We start from the raw sequence: 17,218 nt of genomic DNA, 5'->3' as shown, positions 1-17,218 counted from the left end.
AATCTTACACATGCTCAGCGCTGTCAGGAGCCAAAGTCTTTTGATGTAAGGGTTTTAGGCTTTTTCAGCAAGCCCTACTTAGAGAAACGTACCTGTAAATTTACTTCAGCTCAATTAATTGATTTATCCATGCAAAAATGGCTGGAAAGACTTTAAAGGTAAAAAACACTACTCCATCATCTCTTACCAAACCCACTATCATCTGCGTCTATCTGCGTGTATCTGCGGTTAAAAAAAATCAATCAATAGCTTCGCAACCCACCAGATTACCAAACTTCGATATAATATTAACTCAATACAGAGGACACCTGATTTGGTATTATTTCTCAGATACCAGGTTTTCTTTAGTAATTCTAATCAAAAACCGCAGAGCTTCATTCACTGCTTCAGAATCGGGAAACATCTCTGCAACATCCGGTTCTAAACGAATATTTACACCACCAAAGGTATTTCGTCCAGATCCTACCCTTCTTACACGCAACTTCCTCAAATCATATTCCGACCGCAGCTCATCGTCCATCCCTGTTTCATCCTTCTTCATAAACTTCTCGCTCCACTCGTGTTACTTTTCTGGCGCTAATCAAACGAATAAAATCTGCTCTTTCTGTATACGACACTATCAATAAATTACCTTGCTGGGACTCTCCAACAATAATATAGCGATCTTCTTCATCAGAGTGATCCGGATCGTAGAAATCGACGTAGAGGCGATCGTCAAAAACCGTTTTGGCTTCCTCAAATGAGATGCCATGCTTGGACAAATTTACCGCAGCCTTGTTTTCATCCCACTCGAATTTCATAAAGAGCCCAAATCAGCATCTTTGATATAATATTACACCTAGAAGCCAAACTCAAACCAACTCATGCCACAAACAGTCTGGATCGCACGACACGGAAACCGCATCGACTTCGTTAACCCCGACTGGTTTCTCACCGCAGAACACCGCTACGATCCCCACCTTTCCGAAGACGGTCACGTTCAAGCTAAACAACTCGCCAATCGCCTCAAAGGAGAAGGAATTTCTCATATTTTTGCTTCCCCTTTTCTGCGAACTGTCCAAACAGCAAATCACGCGGCCGAAGCTCTCGATTTGTCAATTAAACTAGAGTGGGGACTGTGCGAATGGTTGAATCCGGAATGGATGACAGAAATGCCGGAAACTGAGTCCGTCGAAGCTTTGTGCAGGCGTTTTCCCCGGATTGATGCTTCCTACAAGGGCGGTATTGCTAATTATCCCGAAACTGGGGAAGCTTGTCTCAAAAGGGCGGGGGAAACTGCTAAACGCCTCGCGGCTGAGTTTCCTGAAGATATGTTATTAGTAGGTCACGGTGCGTCGGTTTTAGGAACTGCGATCGGGCTAGCGGGCTGTGCAGAAACGGAAATTAACGCTTCTTTGTGCTGTTTGGTGAAAGTGGTGCGGGGTGAGGGAGAATGGTCGATCGCACTTAATGGCGATACTTCTCACCTGACTGACTCTGAAACCGCGATCCGGTTTAATTAAAGTTGAGATTCGTGCGAAAAATCGCATTTTATGCTATGTGTGTAAGGTGCGCGGCAGAAGAGCACCTTACGTTCATCTGATTAGTCCGAATCTGGGTGTTATTGTTTAATCTCGATCGCACATTTTAAATCGAAAATCTTAAATCGATATGGCTGGACACAGTAAGTGGGCGAATATTAAACGCCAAAAAGCGAGAGTTGATGCCGTTAAAGGCAAGGTTTTTGCTCGAATATCTCGCGAAATTATTGTCGCGGCCCGCAGCGGAGTTCCCGATCCCGCTGGCAATTTTCAACTGCGGACGGCTATTGAAAAAGCCAAGGCGGCGGATATTCCTAATGAAAACATAGAAAGGGCGATCGCCAAAGGTGCTGGCTTGGCGGGGGGAAGTTCGGAATTAGAAGCTATTCGCTACGAAGGTTACGGCGTTGGCGGGGTTGCTATTCTGATTGAAGCGCTGACAGACAATCGCAACCGCACAGCGGCTGACTTGCGAGAAGCTTTTACTAAAAATGGCGGAAACTTGGGCGAAACTGGTTGTGTGGGCTGGATGTTTGACAACAAAGGAGTTTGTACTGTACGCGGCCCGATTGATGAGGAACAATTGTTTGAAGCGTCCCTAGAGGCGGCGGCGGAATCTTATGATTTGATATTAATTGATGAGGATACTGAAGGTGCAGAGGTATTTACAAGTGTGGCTCATCTGGAACAACTGGCTGATGTTTTGAAACAAAAAAAATTTGCAGTTTTGCAGTCGGAAAATCGCTGGATTCCGAGCAATACAGTGGAAATAGACACTCCTGAAAAAGCTCGATCGCTCCTAAAGTTAATGGATGCACTGGAAGATTTGGATGACGTGCAAAGCGTCACGGCGAATTTTGAAATGACCGATGAATTGATGTCTTTGAGTATGGTGTAACGCTCTAAATCACCAGATTTTGGCCATCCGCAAGACAAATCCCGGTAACTCTGGATCTGCGCTGACTGTTTCAGGATTATCTAAGATTTCAGGTTCGCAATCGGGACGGTAGATGTAGACTTTTCTGTTTTTGCGATCGAGCAAAAAGCCGAGCGATACACCGTTCTCAATATATTCTTGCATCTTGTTTTGCAATCCCTTGAGAGTGTCACTAGCAGACCGCAATTCAATCACAAAGTCGGGACAAATCGGTGCGAATGAGGCTTTTTGTTCTTCAGTTAAGGCATTCCAGCGCTCTAGTTTAATCCAGGAGGCATCGGGAGATCGGGTTGCTCCATTCGGCAAGGTAAAGCCTGCACTGGAGTCAAACGTTTCACCTGTGCCATCTTCTTCTGCCCAGTTTGCAAGTTGCTGAAAAATCTTACCGTTTCGATTCCCTGTATCTGAAAAAGCTGGTGACATGATAATGACTTCCCCACTGGCAGTACGCTCAATTCTCAAATCGCGATTAACTATACAGAATTCATAGAACTGTTCAACAGTCATCGATTGGATCGCAGGGAAATTGACCGTCAGTGGGACGCTTTCGGTTTGAATTAGCAGCGTCGTCATGGTTTTTCCTCAGTTGGTGCAGGGGTGATAGAATACCTTGAGCTTATCATATCTTAGCTTGGCGATCGCAAGTCTTAATCGATCGCGGATTCGGAGGCTTGTATCCGTTTTTGGGCTGGGTCAATCGATTTTAGATTTTAGATTTTAGATTTTAGATTAAAGAATTGAAGCATTGACCCCACGGAGCAATTCGGGGGGCAAGTTTCATCGGATACAGGTTTTTTATTTCTGGACGGATGAATCACGTGGCGGGTATCCTGGATGCTTGATTGTCAATAATCTTTTTTCCCAGTCAGCAAATAAGTAACCATGTATCCCTTGCCCTTAATTTGAATGGCGCCGCGCTTCTGAAAAGTATATTTATCTTTTAATATCTCGTAGGTTTCGGCGGTGACTTGAATGCAGCCCGTAATCCCGTGGGATTCCATGCGCGAAGCAATATTTACTGTGTCGCCCCAGAGGTCGTAAATAAACTTTTTTAAGCCGATAACGCCGGCAACGACAGGGCCACTGCTAATCCCGATCCGAATGCTGAAAGGTTCCGAATGTTCTAAACTGAGGAGCCGAATTTCGTGTAGCATATCGATCGCCATGTTCGCAACTGCCTCGGCATGATCCTCTCTGGCCGTAGGCAAACCGCCGACAACCATGTAAGCGTCACCAATAGTCTTAATTTTCTCCAAACCGTGGCGATCGGCCAAGTGGTCAAAAGCCGAAAAAATATCGTTGAGCACTTCCACCACTGCCGTCGCTGAAATTCTCGACGAAAGCTCTGTAAACCCCACAATGTCCGCAAACATGACAGTTACTTCCGCAAAACTTTCGGCGATATTGTGTTCATTGTCCTTCAAACGCAGGGCGATCGCTGCGGGCAAAACGTTCAGCAGCAATTGCTCGGATTTAGCTTGTTCGAGTTCCAACTGTAGGTAAGCAGCCTGCAACTGTTCGGCTTGGCGAATTCTTTCTTTGGCTAGCTTTTCGATTTGGGCGGTGCGACTCAAAGATGTCAGCATATATGTCACCGGAATCAGAGTCCACAGCATCCCCATCGTCAGAGTTCCCCAAGAGCGCCAGTGCTTGCGAATCCTGCGAATTTCCGGCGTTGCCGACACGTACATAGACCACTGGCGGCCGCTAATTTTCAGCCGCCTTCTGCAAGCTGTATAGTTCGGGCCTGGATTGTCAAGAATCGGGCAGTTTTGTAGGAGAGAGGGTTTTGCAGCGACTGATACTGGAAGCACTTGTTGGCTCGCGGATTGGAACTGCACCGCAAATTGCTGAATTTGCCTCTCAGCAGGGAGGTTTTTGAGAACCGGGTTGGCCGTTTGGGGTAACAATGACGCTGCTTGTTGCTTGTCTGGAGCCTCGCTAACGAGATAAATATTGAGGTATTCGGTATTGCGTCCTTTTAAAGAGGTTTGGAAAATATCTTTGCCTCGAAATACGCCCAGAACAAATCCTTGTAGCAATTGGCGACGGGATTCCAGGGTAGTCGGTTTACTGCTGTTTTCGTAAATCGGAACTATTGCCAAAAGACCCTGTTCCGGGGAATTGCCCTGAGTTAAGCCGATGTAGTTGGTGACAATCATTTCTCCTGTATCGCGCCCTCGATCGAGCGCGACGCGGATTTCTGGGTGGGAGGCGAGGTCAAAGCCTAATACTGTCTCGTTTCCGGCTGGTGGTTCGACGTAGAAAGCCGGGAAGTATTCGGAACGCTGGAGGGCCTTGCGGAGTTCTCCTCGCGGGCCACGCTCTGTAATCTCGAAGCTGGGATCTGTTTCGGTTCTAGCTTTGGTTTCGTAGTTGCGCCGCTCGGAATTGGGGACGCGGGGGGCCCAAGCCAGGAGTTGCAGGCTGGGGTGGACGGATAGGGGCCGGGCGACAAACCGGGCAAAAGAGGAACGCTCAACGGCGCTGAAGGCTTTCATGTAGTCGCTGAGGGCGAGAACAGTATCTAAGTCGGAGTTGAGCTGGCGTTCGATGCCGATCGAAATATCGTCAATGCGGCGGTGCATTTCGTAGTCGCGGCGCTTGTCTTCCCAGTCCCAAACCAAGGCAAATGTCAAAACCGACAGCCCGACACCCAAAGCCAGCGTCAACCCGGCTGGAATGTAGCGAGACCAGGATAAAGGTAGTTTTTTCAGCATAATTGCCTAGCGAATAAGGGCTGCAGATTAGCACACCGCTGAGTGCGATTTGTTCCGGCCTCTGAGTGCGGTTAATTCAAAACCCTGATAACTCAAGCACCGACGGCAATTGGGAATTAAAAGTTAGATATTTAAACTTTTACTTTTACATTAATGGACGATCGCTCAGCAGGGGATTTCAATCCAAAATTCCGCTCCCTGTCCGGGCGCTGAGATGCACCGCAGGCTTCCCTTATGTTTTTCTACCACAATTTGATGGCTGATGGATAATCCTAAACCAGTTCCAGAGCCTACGGGCTTGGTGGTGAAGAACGGGTCAAATAGCCGCTTGCGAACCTCTTCGCTCATTCCCGGGCCACTGTCGGCGATGCAAATTACCATGCGATCGCAATCACTGAGCTGGGTTTTACTGTGGCTTTTCAACCCAGCTTTTTTCATGAGGGTGCGAATCACGATCGTCCGAGGTTCCGGTTGGTTTTCTAGAGCATCGATCGCATTGCTGATAATATTGAGAAATACCTGGTTTAACTGCCCCGCACAACAGTAAATTTTTGAGACTTTTCCGTATTCTTTAATAATTTCAATCCGGGTTTTTTGACTTGCCTGATGAAATCTGTGCTGCAAAATTAACAGTGTACTGTCAATTCCTTCATGAACGTCTACTAACTTCATTTCTGATTCATCCAGCCGCGAAAAGTTCCGCAGCGACAACACAATATTACTGATTCTTTCTACTCCTACTCTCATAGAGTTTAGCATTTTTGGCAAATCTTCCTTCAGAAAATCTAACTCTAAGTCCTTAACTTTTTTAGCAATCTGAGGCCCTGGGGACGGATAGCATTCCTGGTAGAGACTTAACAGTTCAATTAAATCGTGAAAATAGTTGTAAGTATGAGAAATATTGCCGTTAATAAAAGTGGCAGGATTGTTGATTTCGTGGGCAATCCCAGCCACCATCTGACCGAGACTCGACATTTTTTCGGATTGAACTAATTGGATTTGAGCGTTTTGTAGCTGTTCGTATGCTTCTTGCAATTGGGCGGCTTGTTTTCTTAATTGAGATTCGGAAGCTTGGAGTGCGGCGGCGGAAATTTTGCGATTGGTTATATTTTCAATCATCCCTAAGTTGTAAATAGGTTGTCCTTCACCGTCTCGAATCAAAGTAGCTGTCACGTTTACCCAAACAATTTTACCTGTAGCGGTAATCTGGCGGAGTTCGATTTGATAGTGAGTAATTTCTCCCCGCTTAAGAGAATCAGCAACTTGGAGATTTTTTGGAGAATCTTCGGGATGTCCAAGTTCAATAAATGTTTGGGCAAGCAATTCTGCTGCGGTATATCCCAGCATTTCGCAGTAAGTTTTATTGACTCTCACTAACTTATTATCATCTAAATTAGCTAAGTAGATAGCGATGGGTGCATCTTCAAAAATTGTGCGAAATAGTTCCTCGCTGGCCCGGACTTGAGCTGCTAGGGAAAGCCTATCGGTGATGTCTTCAAAAGTAGACAAAATGCCGACAACATTGCCGGAATTGTCGTGTAAAGGTATTTTATTTGTATCCAGACAGCACTGGGTGCCGTCGGCTTGCATTTTGGATTCTATGATGTGATATTCTGGGGTGTTGGTTGCCATGATACGGCGGTCGCAGGCTCGAAAAAATTCTGTTTCTTCCGGCTTCCAAGGCATATCGAAGTCGGTGAGACCGGCGATTTCACTGGGGTGATTGAAACCTGCGACTTTGGCAAAGTTTTTGTTGCCTCCCAAGTAAACTAAATCTCGATCTTTCCAGGCGATTAACTGAGGGATGTTATTGATTACCAACCACAGCATTTTTTGGGAGGTTTCCAAGGCTTCCGTGCGTTCTAGGACGCGCTTTTCAAGTTCTTGATTGGCTTGTTGCAGGGCGATTTTTGACTCGCTGAGGGCGATTTCTGCTAGCTTGCGATCGCTGATGTCGATTGTCACTCCCTCCCACAGTATATCGCCCCCAGGCTGCATTTCGGGGCGGGCAATGCCACGAATCCATTTCACTTTTCCCGATCCGGTTACGATCCGCCCTTCATATATCCAAGGTTTGAGAGTTTTGCCGGAAATTGCGATTGATTCTAACAGATTTTTTAGGTCTTCTGGATGCACCGTTGCCCAAATTAAATCCGAGTTTTGTTCAACTTTTTCTGGCTCTAATTCGTAGAGTTCCCAACAGCCGGAACTTACATAAATGAATTCATTTGAACCGTCGGGATGCAGCAAGTATTGATAAATCATTCCCGGCACGTTGGCGGCCATTTTTTGGAATCTGGCTTCGCTTTGGATCAGTGCTGATTCTGCAAGTTTGCGATCGCTAATATCAATCAACAAGCCGTCCCAAATAATGTTATCTTTTTCGCCCGGTTCTGGTCGGGAAGCCCCGCTAATCCACTTAATCCGATCGCCCGGAAAAACAAATCTTCCTTCCCACCGCAAAGGCTCTAAAGTTTTAGCTGAGGTAGCAACAGATTCATGGAAGCTTGGCGCATCGTCTGGATGAATCATTTCGATCGCGGGCCTAGCTGAATTTTGGAGTACCTCTGGTTCTAATTCCCAGAGTTCGCGGCAGCCGGAACTGACGTAGGGGAAAGACATAGCGCCGTCTGCTGCTAACTGAAATTGATAAATCATGCCGGGAACGTTGGCGGCTAGTTTTTGAAACCTCGCTTCGCTTTGCCGTAGTGCTGTTTCTGCTTCTACGCGATCGGTAATATCGTAAAATGCCGATAAAATTGCGGCTTCGCCATTAAAATTAATCGCTCGCATCGACATTTTTACCCAAAAAAAACTACCATTTGCTTTCTTGAGGCAGATTTCTTCGCGGTCGCTAAAACCATTTTGTTTGACTAATTCTAGCAATTGAATGTGGTCGTTGATATTGGCATAAAATTCATTTTTTTTTCCACCAAGGAGTTCTTCATTACTCAAACCTAAACTTTCACCAAGAGCAGGATTTGCATACAAAATAACGCTGTCTTCTAGGCGCGTAATTAACATGGGAACGGGAGTCGTACTGGCGATAACGCGCAATCTTTCTTCGCTTTCTTCCCTGGCTGTTTCGGCTGCTACTCTTTTGCTAATATCGTTCTGAACTCCGATAAAATGAGTTAATTTTCCCTCATTATCTAGGATGGGGGAAACCATTAATTCGTTCCAAAAAGGAGTTTTGTCTTTGCGATAATTTTTGATAATTACCTGAATTTCCGTTCCCGCTTCCAAGCTGCGGCGGAGTTTATTTAATTCGGCATGATCGGTATCGGGCCCCTGCAAAAACCGGCAGTTGCGTCCAATAACTTCTTCGGCACTGTAACCGGTCAGTTTCTCAAAAGCAGGATTGCAGTAGATAATAGGTGTGTCAGGCTTGCGAGCATCCGCGATGAGGATACTGTTGCTCGAAGCTGCGATCGCCCGTTCTAGGAGAGACAGGTTGAAAGAGTCTGTTGTCATCTGTAGCAATATCCAAACTCCTTGGGAGCGGACAGAACAATAGGAAATTATAAATAGCTTGAGCCATTCTTATTCTATAATTTTATTTTTAATTTAGCTTTTTTAACAAAGTCAGCAGCCCAAAAAAGCCGACGGGGGAGACGACTAATACCATTTTAGATTTTAGATTTTAGATTGGCAATGACTGATTCCATTATGGTTTGGGGCACGGGCATACAATTACCTTTGTGCTTGAAAGTAAGTAGTATAACAGAAGGCATTCGGTACTTATCCAGAAAACAGAAGGTGAAAATACCCAAGGCGGCAAGAAAAGAGAAGGTGAAAACACTGATATGTTGAACTTTTTTTCTTCTCCTCCTTCCATCCGGTTCATCAACCCTTTTAAATTGACAAGCTAATGCAAGAACCCTGAGCAGTTTTGCTTACTTCAATTCTGGCTTGAAAAGCTTCTTTCAGGTGCGGCATATGGGTAACGGTGAGGATGCAGGCGAAGTCGGAGGCGATCGCATTAATTGCAGCAATCAGCCGATCGCACCCTTCAGCATCCTGAGTCCCAAATCCCTCATCAATAATCAACATTTGTAAAGCCGTGCCCGCCCGCTGAGACAGCAATCTCGCCAGCGCCAGCCGAATCGCAAAATTAATCCGAAAAGCTTCACCGCCAGAGTAAGTTTCGTAGGCGCGAGTACCGCGAGCATCAGCAATTAAAATGTCTAAAGTGTCAATCAATTTAGTTGCTTTTTTAGAAGCAGCAGCCCGCTGAGTAATAAATTGAACGTGCAATTGATTCGCGCTCAATCTCGACAATATCTGATTGGTTTCAGCTTCGAGTTGAGGCAAAACATTTTCAATCATTAAAGCTTGAATGCCGTTTTTACCAAAGGCTTGACCCAACTCTTGATAAACTCGCTGCTGGCGTTTGGCAACTTGCATTTGCTCTTTTTGAGCTACTAGCTGAACTTGCAGATTTTCCAGATTTTGCTGCTGCTGCTGGAGGCGTCCGAGACTTCCCAAATGTTGGTCTAGCTGCTGGCGGCGGCGACTGATTTGCTGTTCGATCGCACTTATGCGAGCTGTGGGATCGGGATGTTCTTGCAATTGCTGGTTCATCGCGGCAGTTTGAGCGCTGACAACTTGCAAATCTTGATCGCGCACTGCGATGGAATTTGCTATTTCATTAACCCGCTGCTGCACTTGCGGGTACTGCACAGTTGCCGATCGCAATTTTTCGGCGCGGGCGATCCAAAACTGCGATCGGCGCATTTCGCTCCGCACGTGTTCGTGCTGTTCCAAATTATAGCCAATTTCAGCAATGTATCTATCTAAAGATAGAATTTGCTGCTGTATTTCCGAGCTGTTTTTTTGCTGTTCTAACTGTTGCTGTACGGTGACTAATTGAGTTTGCAAATCCGGGCGGCGGGCATTAATTTTATTCAGTTTCTGCTGAGCGTCTTTGATTTGAGCTTGCTTAATTTCCGCCCACCGCAAGCGCTTTTCATCGCTGCGGGCGAGGGAGTGGCTGCGATCGCTGTAATTGAGCTGTTGCAGTTGTTGTTCGATTTGCTGGAGTTCGCCCAAATCCTCCGCTGCATACTCGCCGGTGCGTAGCAACCGCTCGATTTCTGCAGCGTCTTGACGCATACTTTGCAGTCGGTTTTCATCTTGGCCCAGGCTATCTAATTGTGCTTGTAAATGACTGCGGCGTTCCCGCAATTCTTGGTAGGGCGCTAATTCCTCTTCAAGTTCGCGGTATTCATGTCTGAGAACTTGAATTTCGCGCTCAGAGACGGCCAACTGTTCGCGCACAACCCACAGTTGGTTCCAGATTTCCTGCTGTTGGGTGTGGTGTTTTGTGACTACCAAATTCCAGTAGTGTTCGTCTAAAGGTCGATCGCACAAAGGACAATTGCCAAAATTTGCATCCCGCACCATTAAATGCGAATTCGATGGCTCGTTTTCTGCAAAATTCGAGGCTTTACCTTCGCCTGCGGTTGTTTCTCCTTCATGTTTCCGCAGCAGTTGGAGTTTTTGGTCGATCTCGGCGAGTCGGGTTTGATAGTCGCGACTTTTGGCTTGCAAGTTTCCGAGAAAGTCGTGCCTTTCTTGACCTTTTTCGCGGACTCGCTGCTGATAAACTCGCTTGTTTTCCAACTGCAAAATTTGATTGGCGATAGCCGAGATTTCCTGCTGTAATTGCGGCTGTCGCTGCTGCTGCTGAACTTGCACCTGTCGGTTAATTTCCTCTAAGCGGGCCGTTAAACCAGCGCGGGCGCGATCGAGCTTTTGTTGCTTTTGCTGCTGCTGTTGTAGCAGTGGCGAAACTTGCAGTTGCAGTTGCTCTAGTTCATTGAGGCGCGATCGAACTGCTTGCAACTGTGCGAGTCCTTTGTCAACCTCCGGCTGCTGTTTGAGAATCTCCAGAACATCTTTTTCATCTTGTTCTAAAACCTCTAATTGAGCTTGCAACTGCTGAATTTTACTTTGCAAAAAGTTCAGTTCTTGCCGTTGCTGTTCTTGCAATTGCTGACGCTGATTTTGGGCTTGTTGATTAACCTTAAATTTTCCCGCCAGACTTTCTTCTGTGGCTTGCAAGCTGTGGAAATACGCGATGCCGGCTGTTATTTCATTTTCTTGTCCAAGGAGGGCTTGCAGCTCATTTTTCTGCTGTTTTGCTGCGCTGAGTTCTTGCTGCAAGCGGCGGCATTCTTGAGAGATATTGTAGTGTTGTTGCTGGTAGCCTGCGAGGAGTTCTTTCCAACTTTGGCGGTTGTGGTGCTGGAGTTGCAGTTGCTGTAACTCGTTTGTGTCGGCTTGCTGCTGCTGCTGAAGCAAATCGGTTGCTTGCTGCAATTGAGTTTGTTCGGAGGCGAGAGCTTCTTTTTGTTGCAGTTGCTCTTGTACGGTTAGCAAACTCTGTTTGAGCACTTCGACTTGAGCTTTAAATTGTTTGGAGGTATCCTTGGCTTGTTCGGATAAAGTGTCGTAGGAGTCGAGTTTGAGTAGGTTGGCTAAAACTTGTTTGCGTTCGATCGGCTTTTTGAGCATAAATTCATCAGCTCGCCCCTGCCGCAAATACGCCGAGTTGATGAAAGTATCGTAATCAAGTTTGATGTGTTCGAGGATTTTTTGCTGAGTGGTTCTCAGCCCCTTGTCTGTGAGCGTGCGAAAATTAAGTTTTTCCTCACTCTCGGCAGAATTCAAGCTGACTTGAAATTCCAAACTTCCCGATTGTCCGCGCCGACGGTTGCGAATCACCCGGTAGATTTGGCCGCCGGTGGAGAAAGTGAAATCAACGCGCACATCAGTTTCGCCGATATGGATGATATCGTCTTCCGTATCGCTGCGGCAACAGCCCCAAAGTGCCCAGGATATGGCTTCTAAGAGGGAGGATTTGCCAGCACCGTTAGGCCCGCAAATGCAAGCGGTGTGCAGGCCGCGAAAGTCTAAAGCAGCTTCGCGATAGCTGAGAAAATTTTTGAGTGTAAGTTGTATAGGAATCATTTAGGCCATCGCGCCATACAATCTATCTATAAATAACACTATTTGTACGCTGTTGCCTAGTTATTCAATCTAGATCCAGAACAATTGTCAGTGCTTCTGCAATTTCTTCCATAATTGTCTCGGACAAGGTTCCGAGTTGTCGGACAAATCTTTGTTGGGAGACGGAACGGACTTGAAAAGTATCGGCGGCGGAGAGTTTCGCCAAGCCATTTTCTGATGTCGGATCGAGCTGCACCATCCAATCAAGCGGGGAAAAAAGATCGTTCCATGCTGTAATTGGAACAATTACTTTGAGGCGCAAATTTCCCACTTCATCATCGCTGACAACCACAACAGGTCTAGTTTTGCCGATTTCATCTCCCACCGTTGGATCTAGTCTGACGAGCCACACTTCGCCCTTACGCATTAGTTTCTACCCCTGCGCTCAGGTATTCTTCCTCTGAATCGAAATACGGTTCGCTGTCGGGCGACCACAAATCGTGCAGCGGCCCTCCTGGTTCATACAAAGGAACTGCTGCTTCTGCTGCGGCTCTGAGTCTCCGTTTTCTCTCAACTTTGCGCTGGGCTTTTTCTTCTATTTCTTCGCGCATCATCCGCGAAGCTGTTTCGATAATTTCTAGGCGTTCTTCTGCTGTCAGATTTTTGAGTGCTGCTAAGATTTCTGTTTTGGTCACGGTTTTTTCGGGTGGTTGGTGAGAAAGTACGATCGCACCATCATTATATCTTTCACAAAAATCAATATCGGCGCTCTGTGCTGATGACGCAACCTACATTACCGCTCTGTGCTTATGGCGCACCATACATCGATCGCATAGGCAGATTTTCCATCATCAAAAAGGGTTGACTGTATTCCTACAGCCAACCCCGCACAGATTTATTTGTCCTGCGTTTGCTCAAACAGCAACACTACCTGGCAATATTCGGGAACGTATAGCCGACACCGACTAACAATCCCACTTCAGCTCCGTCTACAAAACCAACATTCAGTCCCGCTGTTGCTGTAAAATTTCTCGTCAGCGGCACATCTACACCCCCCGAAATCAGGAAGCCCAAAGTACCGTCATCCCCGGTAGAAATTATCACGCCAGCACCTGCATAAGGAGCAGCAGTAATCACAAAATCCTCGCTGACTTCGACGGTATTTTGAGATACAAAATCGAAGGTAACGGGAACTAGAAAAGCTAAGTCGTCCTGGAACAAAACAGTCGGTCTCACCGACAAATTGTTTGTCAAACCGATTTTGCTAATAATGGCAAATGAACCGTCGCCTAAAGCTGAATCTCCGCCAAAACCAAGATTGCCACCAATGCCGATGTAGCTGGGCCCAGAACGGGTAGCTCGGCCTGGTCGGATTTGAGTTCCTTGAGCCACTTTTTTAGTTGGTTCTGAGGCAGTTGTCGGTTTTTCAGCAACTTTCGGTTGGTTTGTCAAAGCTGAGGCGGAAGTGCTGACAGGATTGCTCAACAATTCTTGTGCTGTTTTGACTTCTTTTTCTTCCTTCGTTGCTGTTACTTCAAGATTATTGCTTTGGGCAACAATTGAGCTAGGTCGATCGCTCTTTTTGGCAGTCTCGACTGTTGACTCAACTTTGACACCATTGTCAGCAATTTTAGCGGTTTCTTCCGACTTTTGGGTCTCAGCAGCAATGGAGGTATTTGGCGCTGTTTCTGTCTCAGCAATTTCAGATGTTGCTGCTTCCGATTTTTCGGGTGCAGCAATAGATACTTGCAAGTTGGCGGCCGGTTCAGAGGCTGCTGGCTCTGCCGCTTCTGTTAGTTCGCTCCAACTGATTGAATCAATTTTTTTATTACTAGACGTTGTTTCTGCGTCGGGTTTAACTGCTGAAGTTGCCGCAGGCTCAGAAGTTTGGTCAATATTTTGAGCTGCGATTGTTGCAGTTGTAGCGACATCGGGCAAGTTGCCAGTTTCAGCTTTCGCTGACATGGTACTGCAACAAACAGCTAAAGCTGCAAGATTTATTAACGCAAAAGTAGACTTGGAAAATAGACTATTCATAGCAACTCCTCAATGAAGGGTGTGTTAAAAGTGTAAGTGTTTGAGGGAGAACGTCGAGAGCTTTGGGAAAAAAAGACACAAATATGAGTTGTGTTGTTCCTAGATTGCCATTTTACCGTTGAATAGTCAACTCTCAAGCTGATTAGATTCAAGAACGGACGGTGGGTTTAGAGGCTAATTTTAATTTACCGATCGATCGGCAAAAAATCAATCCTAGGGATGATTCCATTCTTAATCCTGTTTAATTGATGGGTCGATCGCGCGTCTCGCTTGCATTCTACAATACTGTACTTGGGGGCGCTGCACTTGCAGCCACGCCGGAAAAACCCGGTTTTTGAGGGCGCACGGAGTCGAAACCAAGAGACAACAAGCTTTCAAAACAGTCTTGGCAGCCCCGCCGTCCAAAGCAAGTGCAGTTAATACAACGCGATCGGCTGCTGCACAGTCCCTGACAATTAATGTAGAATAATACCACCGATCCGAGAAATATTTGTGGCTCGATCGTGTCAAAATTACTGAATTTTATGAAAATTGTGTAAAATTTAGTCTTCTATTTGTAAAGTTTAGCCTTCGCTTTCGCTCAGGGTCTGACCATCTAACAACTGCACGCAACTAAACAAGTAAAAAAATACAAAGTATCTCATCTCAACCTGACTTTATGAGCAAAGTTCTAGTGATATTAGGCGAATTGAGCGATCGCGACATCGATTGGATGCTCGCCAACGGCACCCGCACCCAAGTCCTCCCCGGCACAACCCTGATCACCGAAGGTAAGCCCTTAGACGCCCTGTACATAGTTCTGGAGGGAACTTTGAGCGTTTCTGTATCATCTTTGGGCGACAAAGAAATTGGAAAAATTATTTCCGGGGAAGTGTTAGGGGAAATGTCTTTTGTAGACGGGAGGCTTCCTTCTGCTAGCGTCACGGCAATTGAAGAGTGCCTCATCCTGTCAATTCCCCGGCGACTGCTAACTGAAAAACTCGAGCAAGACGTGCTTTTTTCCCTGCGGTTTTATCGGGCGATTACCAAATTTCTGTCGTCCAGACTGCGGGGTACAGTCAAACGCTTCGGCGATGATAGTGAGGGTTTAATATATGAAGATCCCGACGGCGAGGACGGCATCCCGCAAAATGTCGAAAATCCAGATTTGGCGGCATCGAGATTTCAATGGCTGTTGGAGCGTTTGAAGGGGAGTTGAAGGAAGAAGGAAGAAGGAAGAAGGAAGAGGGAAGAGGGAAGAAGAGAAAAGAACACCTCTTTTCAATTTCCAATTTCCAATTACAATTAGAAAACATATTTTTCAGCGACGCGCCAATAGCGAGAAAAACGCTTCAAATCAATGTAACCATCGTAGCGGACAAAGGGTTCGGGTGGCAAAACTTCTACTGGGTGCGATCGCTTAATTTCCCGGCAAATATCCTGAAACCGAGGACTGGGACTTTCCGCAGTTACCACTTGATTCGCGCCGGATTCGATCGCAAAAGCGATAACTTCTGCAGCCACATCGCCCCGCCGAATAACTACTGGCAACTCCAGCAAACATTCGTAAATAAACACCATTCGTTTGAGACTCAACTGCCATTCATCAATGAGCGCATCATCCCAAACCCAGATTGCCGGTGCCTCTGGGTGCGCTTGAAAAGCCGGGCCTTCAGGACTCAAGCAGTCACCGTGCAGCCAAATAATCGGATTGTTCATAAATTGGGAATTGTTGACGGTTGACGGTTGACTGTTGACGGTTGACGGTTGACTGTTGACTGTTGACTGTTGACTGTTGACTGTTGACTGTTGATAACTAATAACTAATGACTAATGACTAATGACTAATGACTAATGACTAATGACTACTGACTACTGACTTTTTAATTTCTGCTACCTTTTTTAGAGCCTTGCCAACTTTTAGAACCGCCGCTACGATCGACCTTTTCTCCATTAGGAAACAACTGCCCTTCCAAATATTCGTAAGTTCCCTCAAAATCGCATTGCCCATACAGAGGACAATCGCGACAATAAACCGCCTTAGTGTAACGCTCCAAATTTTCCCGATTAAAAAAATAAGGTTTGTGACTAAAAGTGCTTGCTACCCACTGCCAAGAAAGATTATTGCTCGCCGGATCTCCATCTAGCAAATGTTGCAAAAACCAGCGAGCTCCGGCTTGCCAACGCACGCGGCGCCAGTGTACGAGATAAGCGGCAGTCCACATCCGCTGGTGATTGTGCAAATAACCAGTTTCTCGCAACTCGCGGCTGAAACTGTCGATGCAAACCAAACCAGTCGTGCCCTCGACGACATCCTGTGGCAGAGTTTCGCTGTAATCTTTAGCAGTGTAACCAGTTTTGTAGGGTTCCCGGTCTTGCCAAATGCCCTTGCCCAATTCGGCGTACAGTCGCTGCCAATAATCCCGCCAACCCAACTCGTTGACGAGTTTTACGGCCTCTTCTGGATGCCGCACCTTCTCCAGTACGGCATCCCGGACTTCCGCAAGACTCAAAACTCCGTAGCGCAAATAGGGCGACAAGCGCGTTACCGCACCGTTGAGGAAATTGCGGGTTGAGGCGTATTTGCCGGGGTCAATTTGTTGCAGGGCTGTCTCGGCTGCTTTCCGCCCGCCTGGGGTTGGGGGTACGCTGCTGTCCCGGCCGGCGGCTTCGGGGAACTGTTCACGCACGTAGGCAATTAATTCGTCGCGGCTGGCAAATTCCCGCTTCATCTCCTGACTCATGGTTTTCTCAAGCGCCTGCTATTGTTTCTTAATCTTAAAGCTATGCGATCGGGCGTGCGGGTCGATCGCCCTAAATTGCTTTTCACTCCTGCTAACTCACATCTTGCACCCTTGTCAGTAACAGGCTTTCCGGCCTGTTCATAAAAGGCTAATTGAGAATGGTGCAATATAGCGGTTCTCAACCGTGATGAGGTATGGGGCCGAGTCCTATGCCCTATGCCCTATGCCCTATGCCCTATGCCCTATGCCCACCTCATGTTACTGGGAAAGGCTATATCTTCAGTGGTAACGTACAGTTTGCCCCAGCCGCAATCGATCGTCGGATCG

At 46.6% G+C, this 17,218-nt stretch carries 15 protein-coding genes; 3 read left to right on the top strand and 12 right to left on the bottom strand.

Going from position 1 to position 17,218, the window contains the following annotated elements:
- Window positions 1-319: 319 nt before the first annotated feature.
- Complete coding sequence (locus Q5691_RS18150; protein ID WP_333346086.1) at window positions 320-541, bottom strand: hypothetical protein; 222 nt, start codon at window positions 539-541, stop codon at window positions 320-322.
- Window positions 528-800: a BrnT family toxin gene (locus tag Q5691_RS18145; protein ID WP_333346083.1), complete on the bottom strand. Its 273-nt coding sequence runs from the start codon at window positions 798-800 to the stop codon at window positions 528-530. Before Q5691_RS18145 ends, Q5691_RS18150 begins: the two co-directional genes overlap by 14 nt.
- Window positions 801-863: 63 nt before the next feature.
- On the opposite strand from Q5691_RS18145, the gene Q5691_RS18140 reads away from it, so the two are divergent.
- Together Q5691_RS18140 and Q5691_RS18135 are read left to right on the top strand one after the other, a co-directional pair.
- A complete protein-coding gene (locus Q5691_RS18140; RefSeq protein WP_333346080.1) occupies window positions 864-1,502 on the top strand; it encodes a histidine phosphatase family protein in 639 nt (212 codons plus the stop codon).
- A 148-nt stretch (window positions 1,503-1,650) separates the two neighbouring features.
- On the top strand, window positions 1,651-2,418 hold the full coding sequence (locus tag Q5691_RS18135; RefSeq protein ID WP_333209601.1) for a YebC/PmpR family DNA-binding transcriptional regulator: 768 nt from the start codon (window positions 1,651-1,653) through the stop codon (window positions 2,416-2,418).
- Between the two features lie 9 nt (window positions 2,419-2,427).
- On the opposite strand, the gene Q5691_RS18130 is transcribed toward Q5691_RS18135, so the two are convergent.
- The 8 genes from Q5691_RS18130 to Q5691_RS18095 all read right to left on the bottom strand — a co-directional run bounded on the left by Q5691_RS18130 (window position 2,428) and on the right by Q5691_RS18095 (window position 14,678).
- Complete coding sequence (locus Q5691_RS18130) at window positions 2,428-3,030, bottom strand: Uma2 family endonuclease (protein WP_333209603.1); 603 nt, start codon at window positions 3,028-3,030, stop codon at window positions 2,428-2,430.
- A 272-nt stretch (window positions 3,031-3,302) separates the two neighbouring features.
- The gene (locus tag Q5691_RS18125) at window positions 3,303-5,177 is read right to left on the bottom strand and encodes an adenylate/guanylate cyclase domain-containing protein (RefSeq protein WP_333346077.1); all 1,875 of its coding nucleotides are present in this window, start codon (window positions 5,175-5,177) and stop codon (window positions 3,303-3,305) included.
- 165 nt (window positions 5,178-5,342) lie between these two features.
- Window positions 5,343-8,651: a PAS domain S-box protein gene (locus Q5691_RS18120; protein ID WP_333346074.1), complete on the bottom strand. Its 3,309-nt coding sequence runs from the start codon at window positions 8,649-8,651 to the stop codon at window positions 5,343-5,345.
- Between the two features lie 381 nt (window positions 8,652-9,032).
- Window positions 9,033-12,152 (bottom strand): AAA family ATPase, encoded by a 3,120-nt coding sequence (locus tag Q5691_RS18115; RefSeq protein WP_333346071.1) that lies wholly within the window; start codon window positions 12,150-12,152, stop codon window positions 9,033-9,035.
- Window positions 12,153-12,216: 64 nt separating this feature from the next.
- The gene (locus Q5691_RS18110; protein WP_333103909.1) at window positions 12,217-12,558 is read right to left on the bottom strand and encodes a type II toxin-antitoxin system PemK/MazF family toxin; all 342 of its coding nucleotides are present in this window, start codon (window positions 12,556-12,558) and stop codon (window positions 12,217-12,219) included.
- The gene (locus Q5691_RS18105) at window positions 12,551-12,826 is read right to left on the bottom strand and encodes a hypothetical protein (RefSeq protein WP_333236574.1); all 276 of its coding nucleotides are present in this window, start codon (window positions 12,824-12,826) and stop codon (window positions 12,551-12,553) included. The genes Q5691_RS18110 and Q5691_RS18105 overlap by 8 nt, the downstream gene beginning before the upstream one ends.
- A 232-nt stretch (window positions 12,827-13,058) precedes the next feature.
- Window positions 13,059-14,168 (bottom strand): hypothetical protein, encoded by a 1,110-nt coding sequence (locus Q5691_RS18100; protein WP_333346068.1) that lies wholly within the window; start codon window positions 14,166-14,168, stop codon window positions 13,059-13,061.
- A gap of 231 nt (window positions 14,169-14,399) precedes the next feature.
- Complete coding sequence (locus Q5691_RS18095; protein ID WP_333210986.1) at window positions 14,400-14,678, bottom strand: hypothetical protein; 279 nt, start codon at window positions 14,676-14,678, stop codon at window positions 14,400-14,402.
- A gap of 148 nt (window positions 14,679-14,826) precedes the next feature.
- Between Q5691_RS18095 and Q5691_RS18090 the strand changes: the two genes are divergently transcribed.
- Window positions 14,827-15,366 (top strand): cyclic nucleotide-binding domain-containing protein, encoded by a 540-nt coding sequence (locus Q5691_RS18090; protein ID WP_333346065.1) that lies wholly within the window; start codon window positions 14,827-14,829, stop codon window positions 15,364-15,366.
- Window positions 15,367-15,452: 86 nt separating this feature from the next.
- Here Q5691_RS18090 and Q5691_RS18085 read toward each other — a convergent pair whose 3' ends face one another.
- Both Q5691_RS18085 and Q5691_RS18080 read right to left on the bottom strand, forming a co-directional pair.
- A complete protein-coding gene (locus tag Q5691_RS18085; RefSeq protein WP_190657509.1) occupies window positions 15,453-15,866 on the bottom strand; it encodes a hypothetical protein in 414 nt (137 codons plus the stop codon).
- A gap of 164 nt (window positions 15,867-16,030) precedes the next feature.
- Window positions 16,031-16,891 (bottom strand): FAD-binding domain-containing protein, encoded by an 861-nt coding sequence (locus Q5691_RS18080; protein WP_333308564.1) that lies wholly within the window; start codon window positions 16,889-16,891, stop codon window positions 16,031-16,033.
- Window positions 16,892-17,218: the final 327 nt, after the last annotated feature.

Source organism: Microcoleus sp. w1-18aA5 (genome assembly GCF_036701705.1).
Lineage (GTDB): Bacteria > Cyanobacteriota > Cyanobacteriia > Cyanobacteriales > Microcoleaceae > Microcoleus.
The sequence above is the reverse complement of the archived record's forward strand: the minus strand, read 5'-3'. Positions and strand labels throughout refer to the sequence as shown.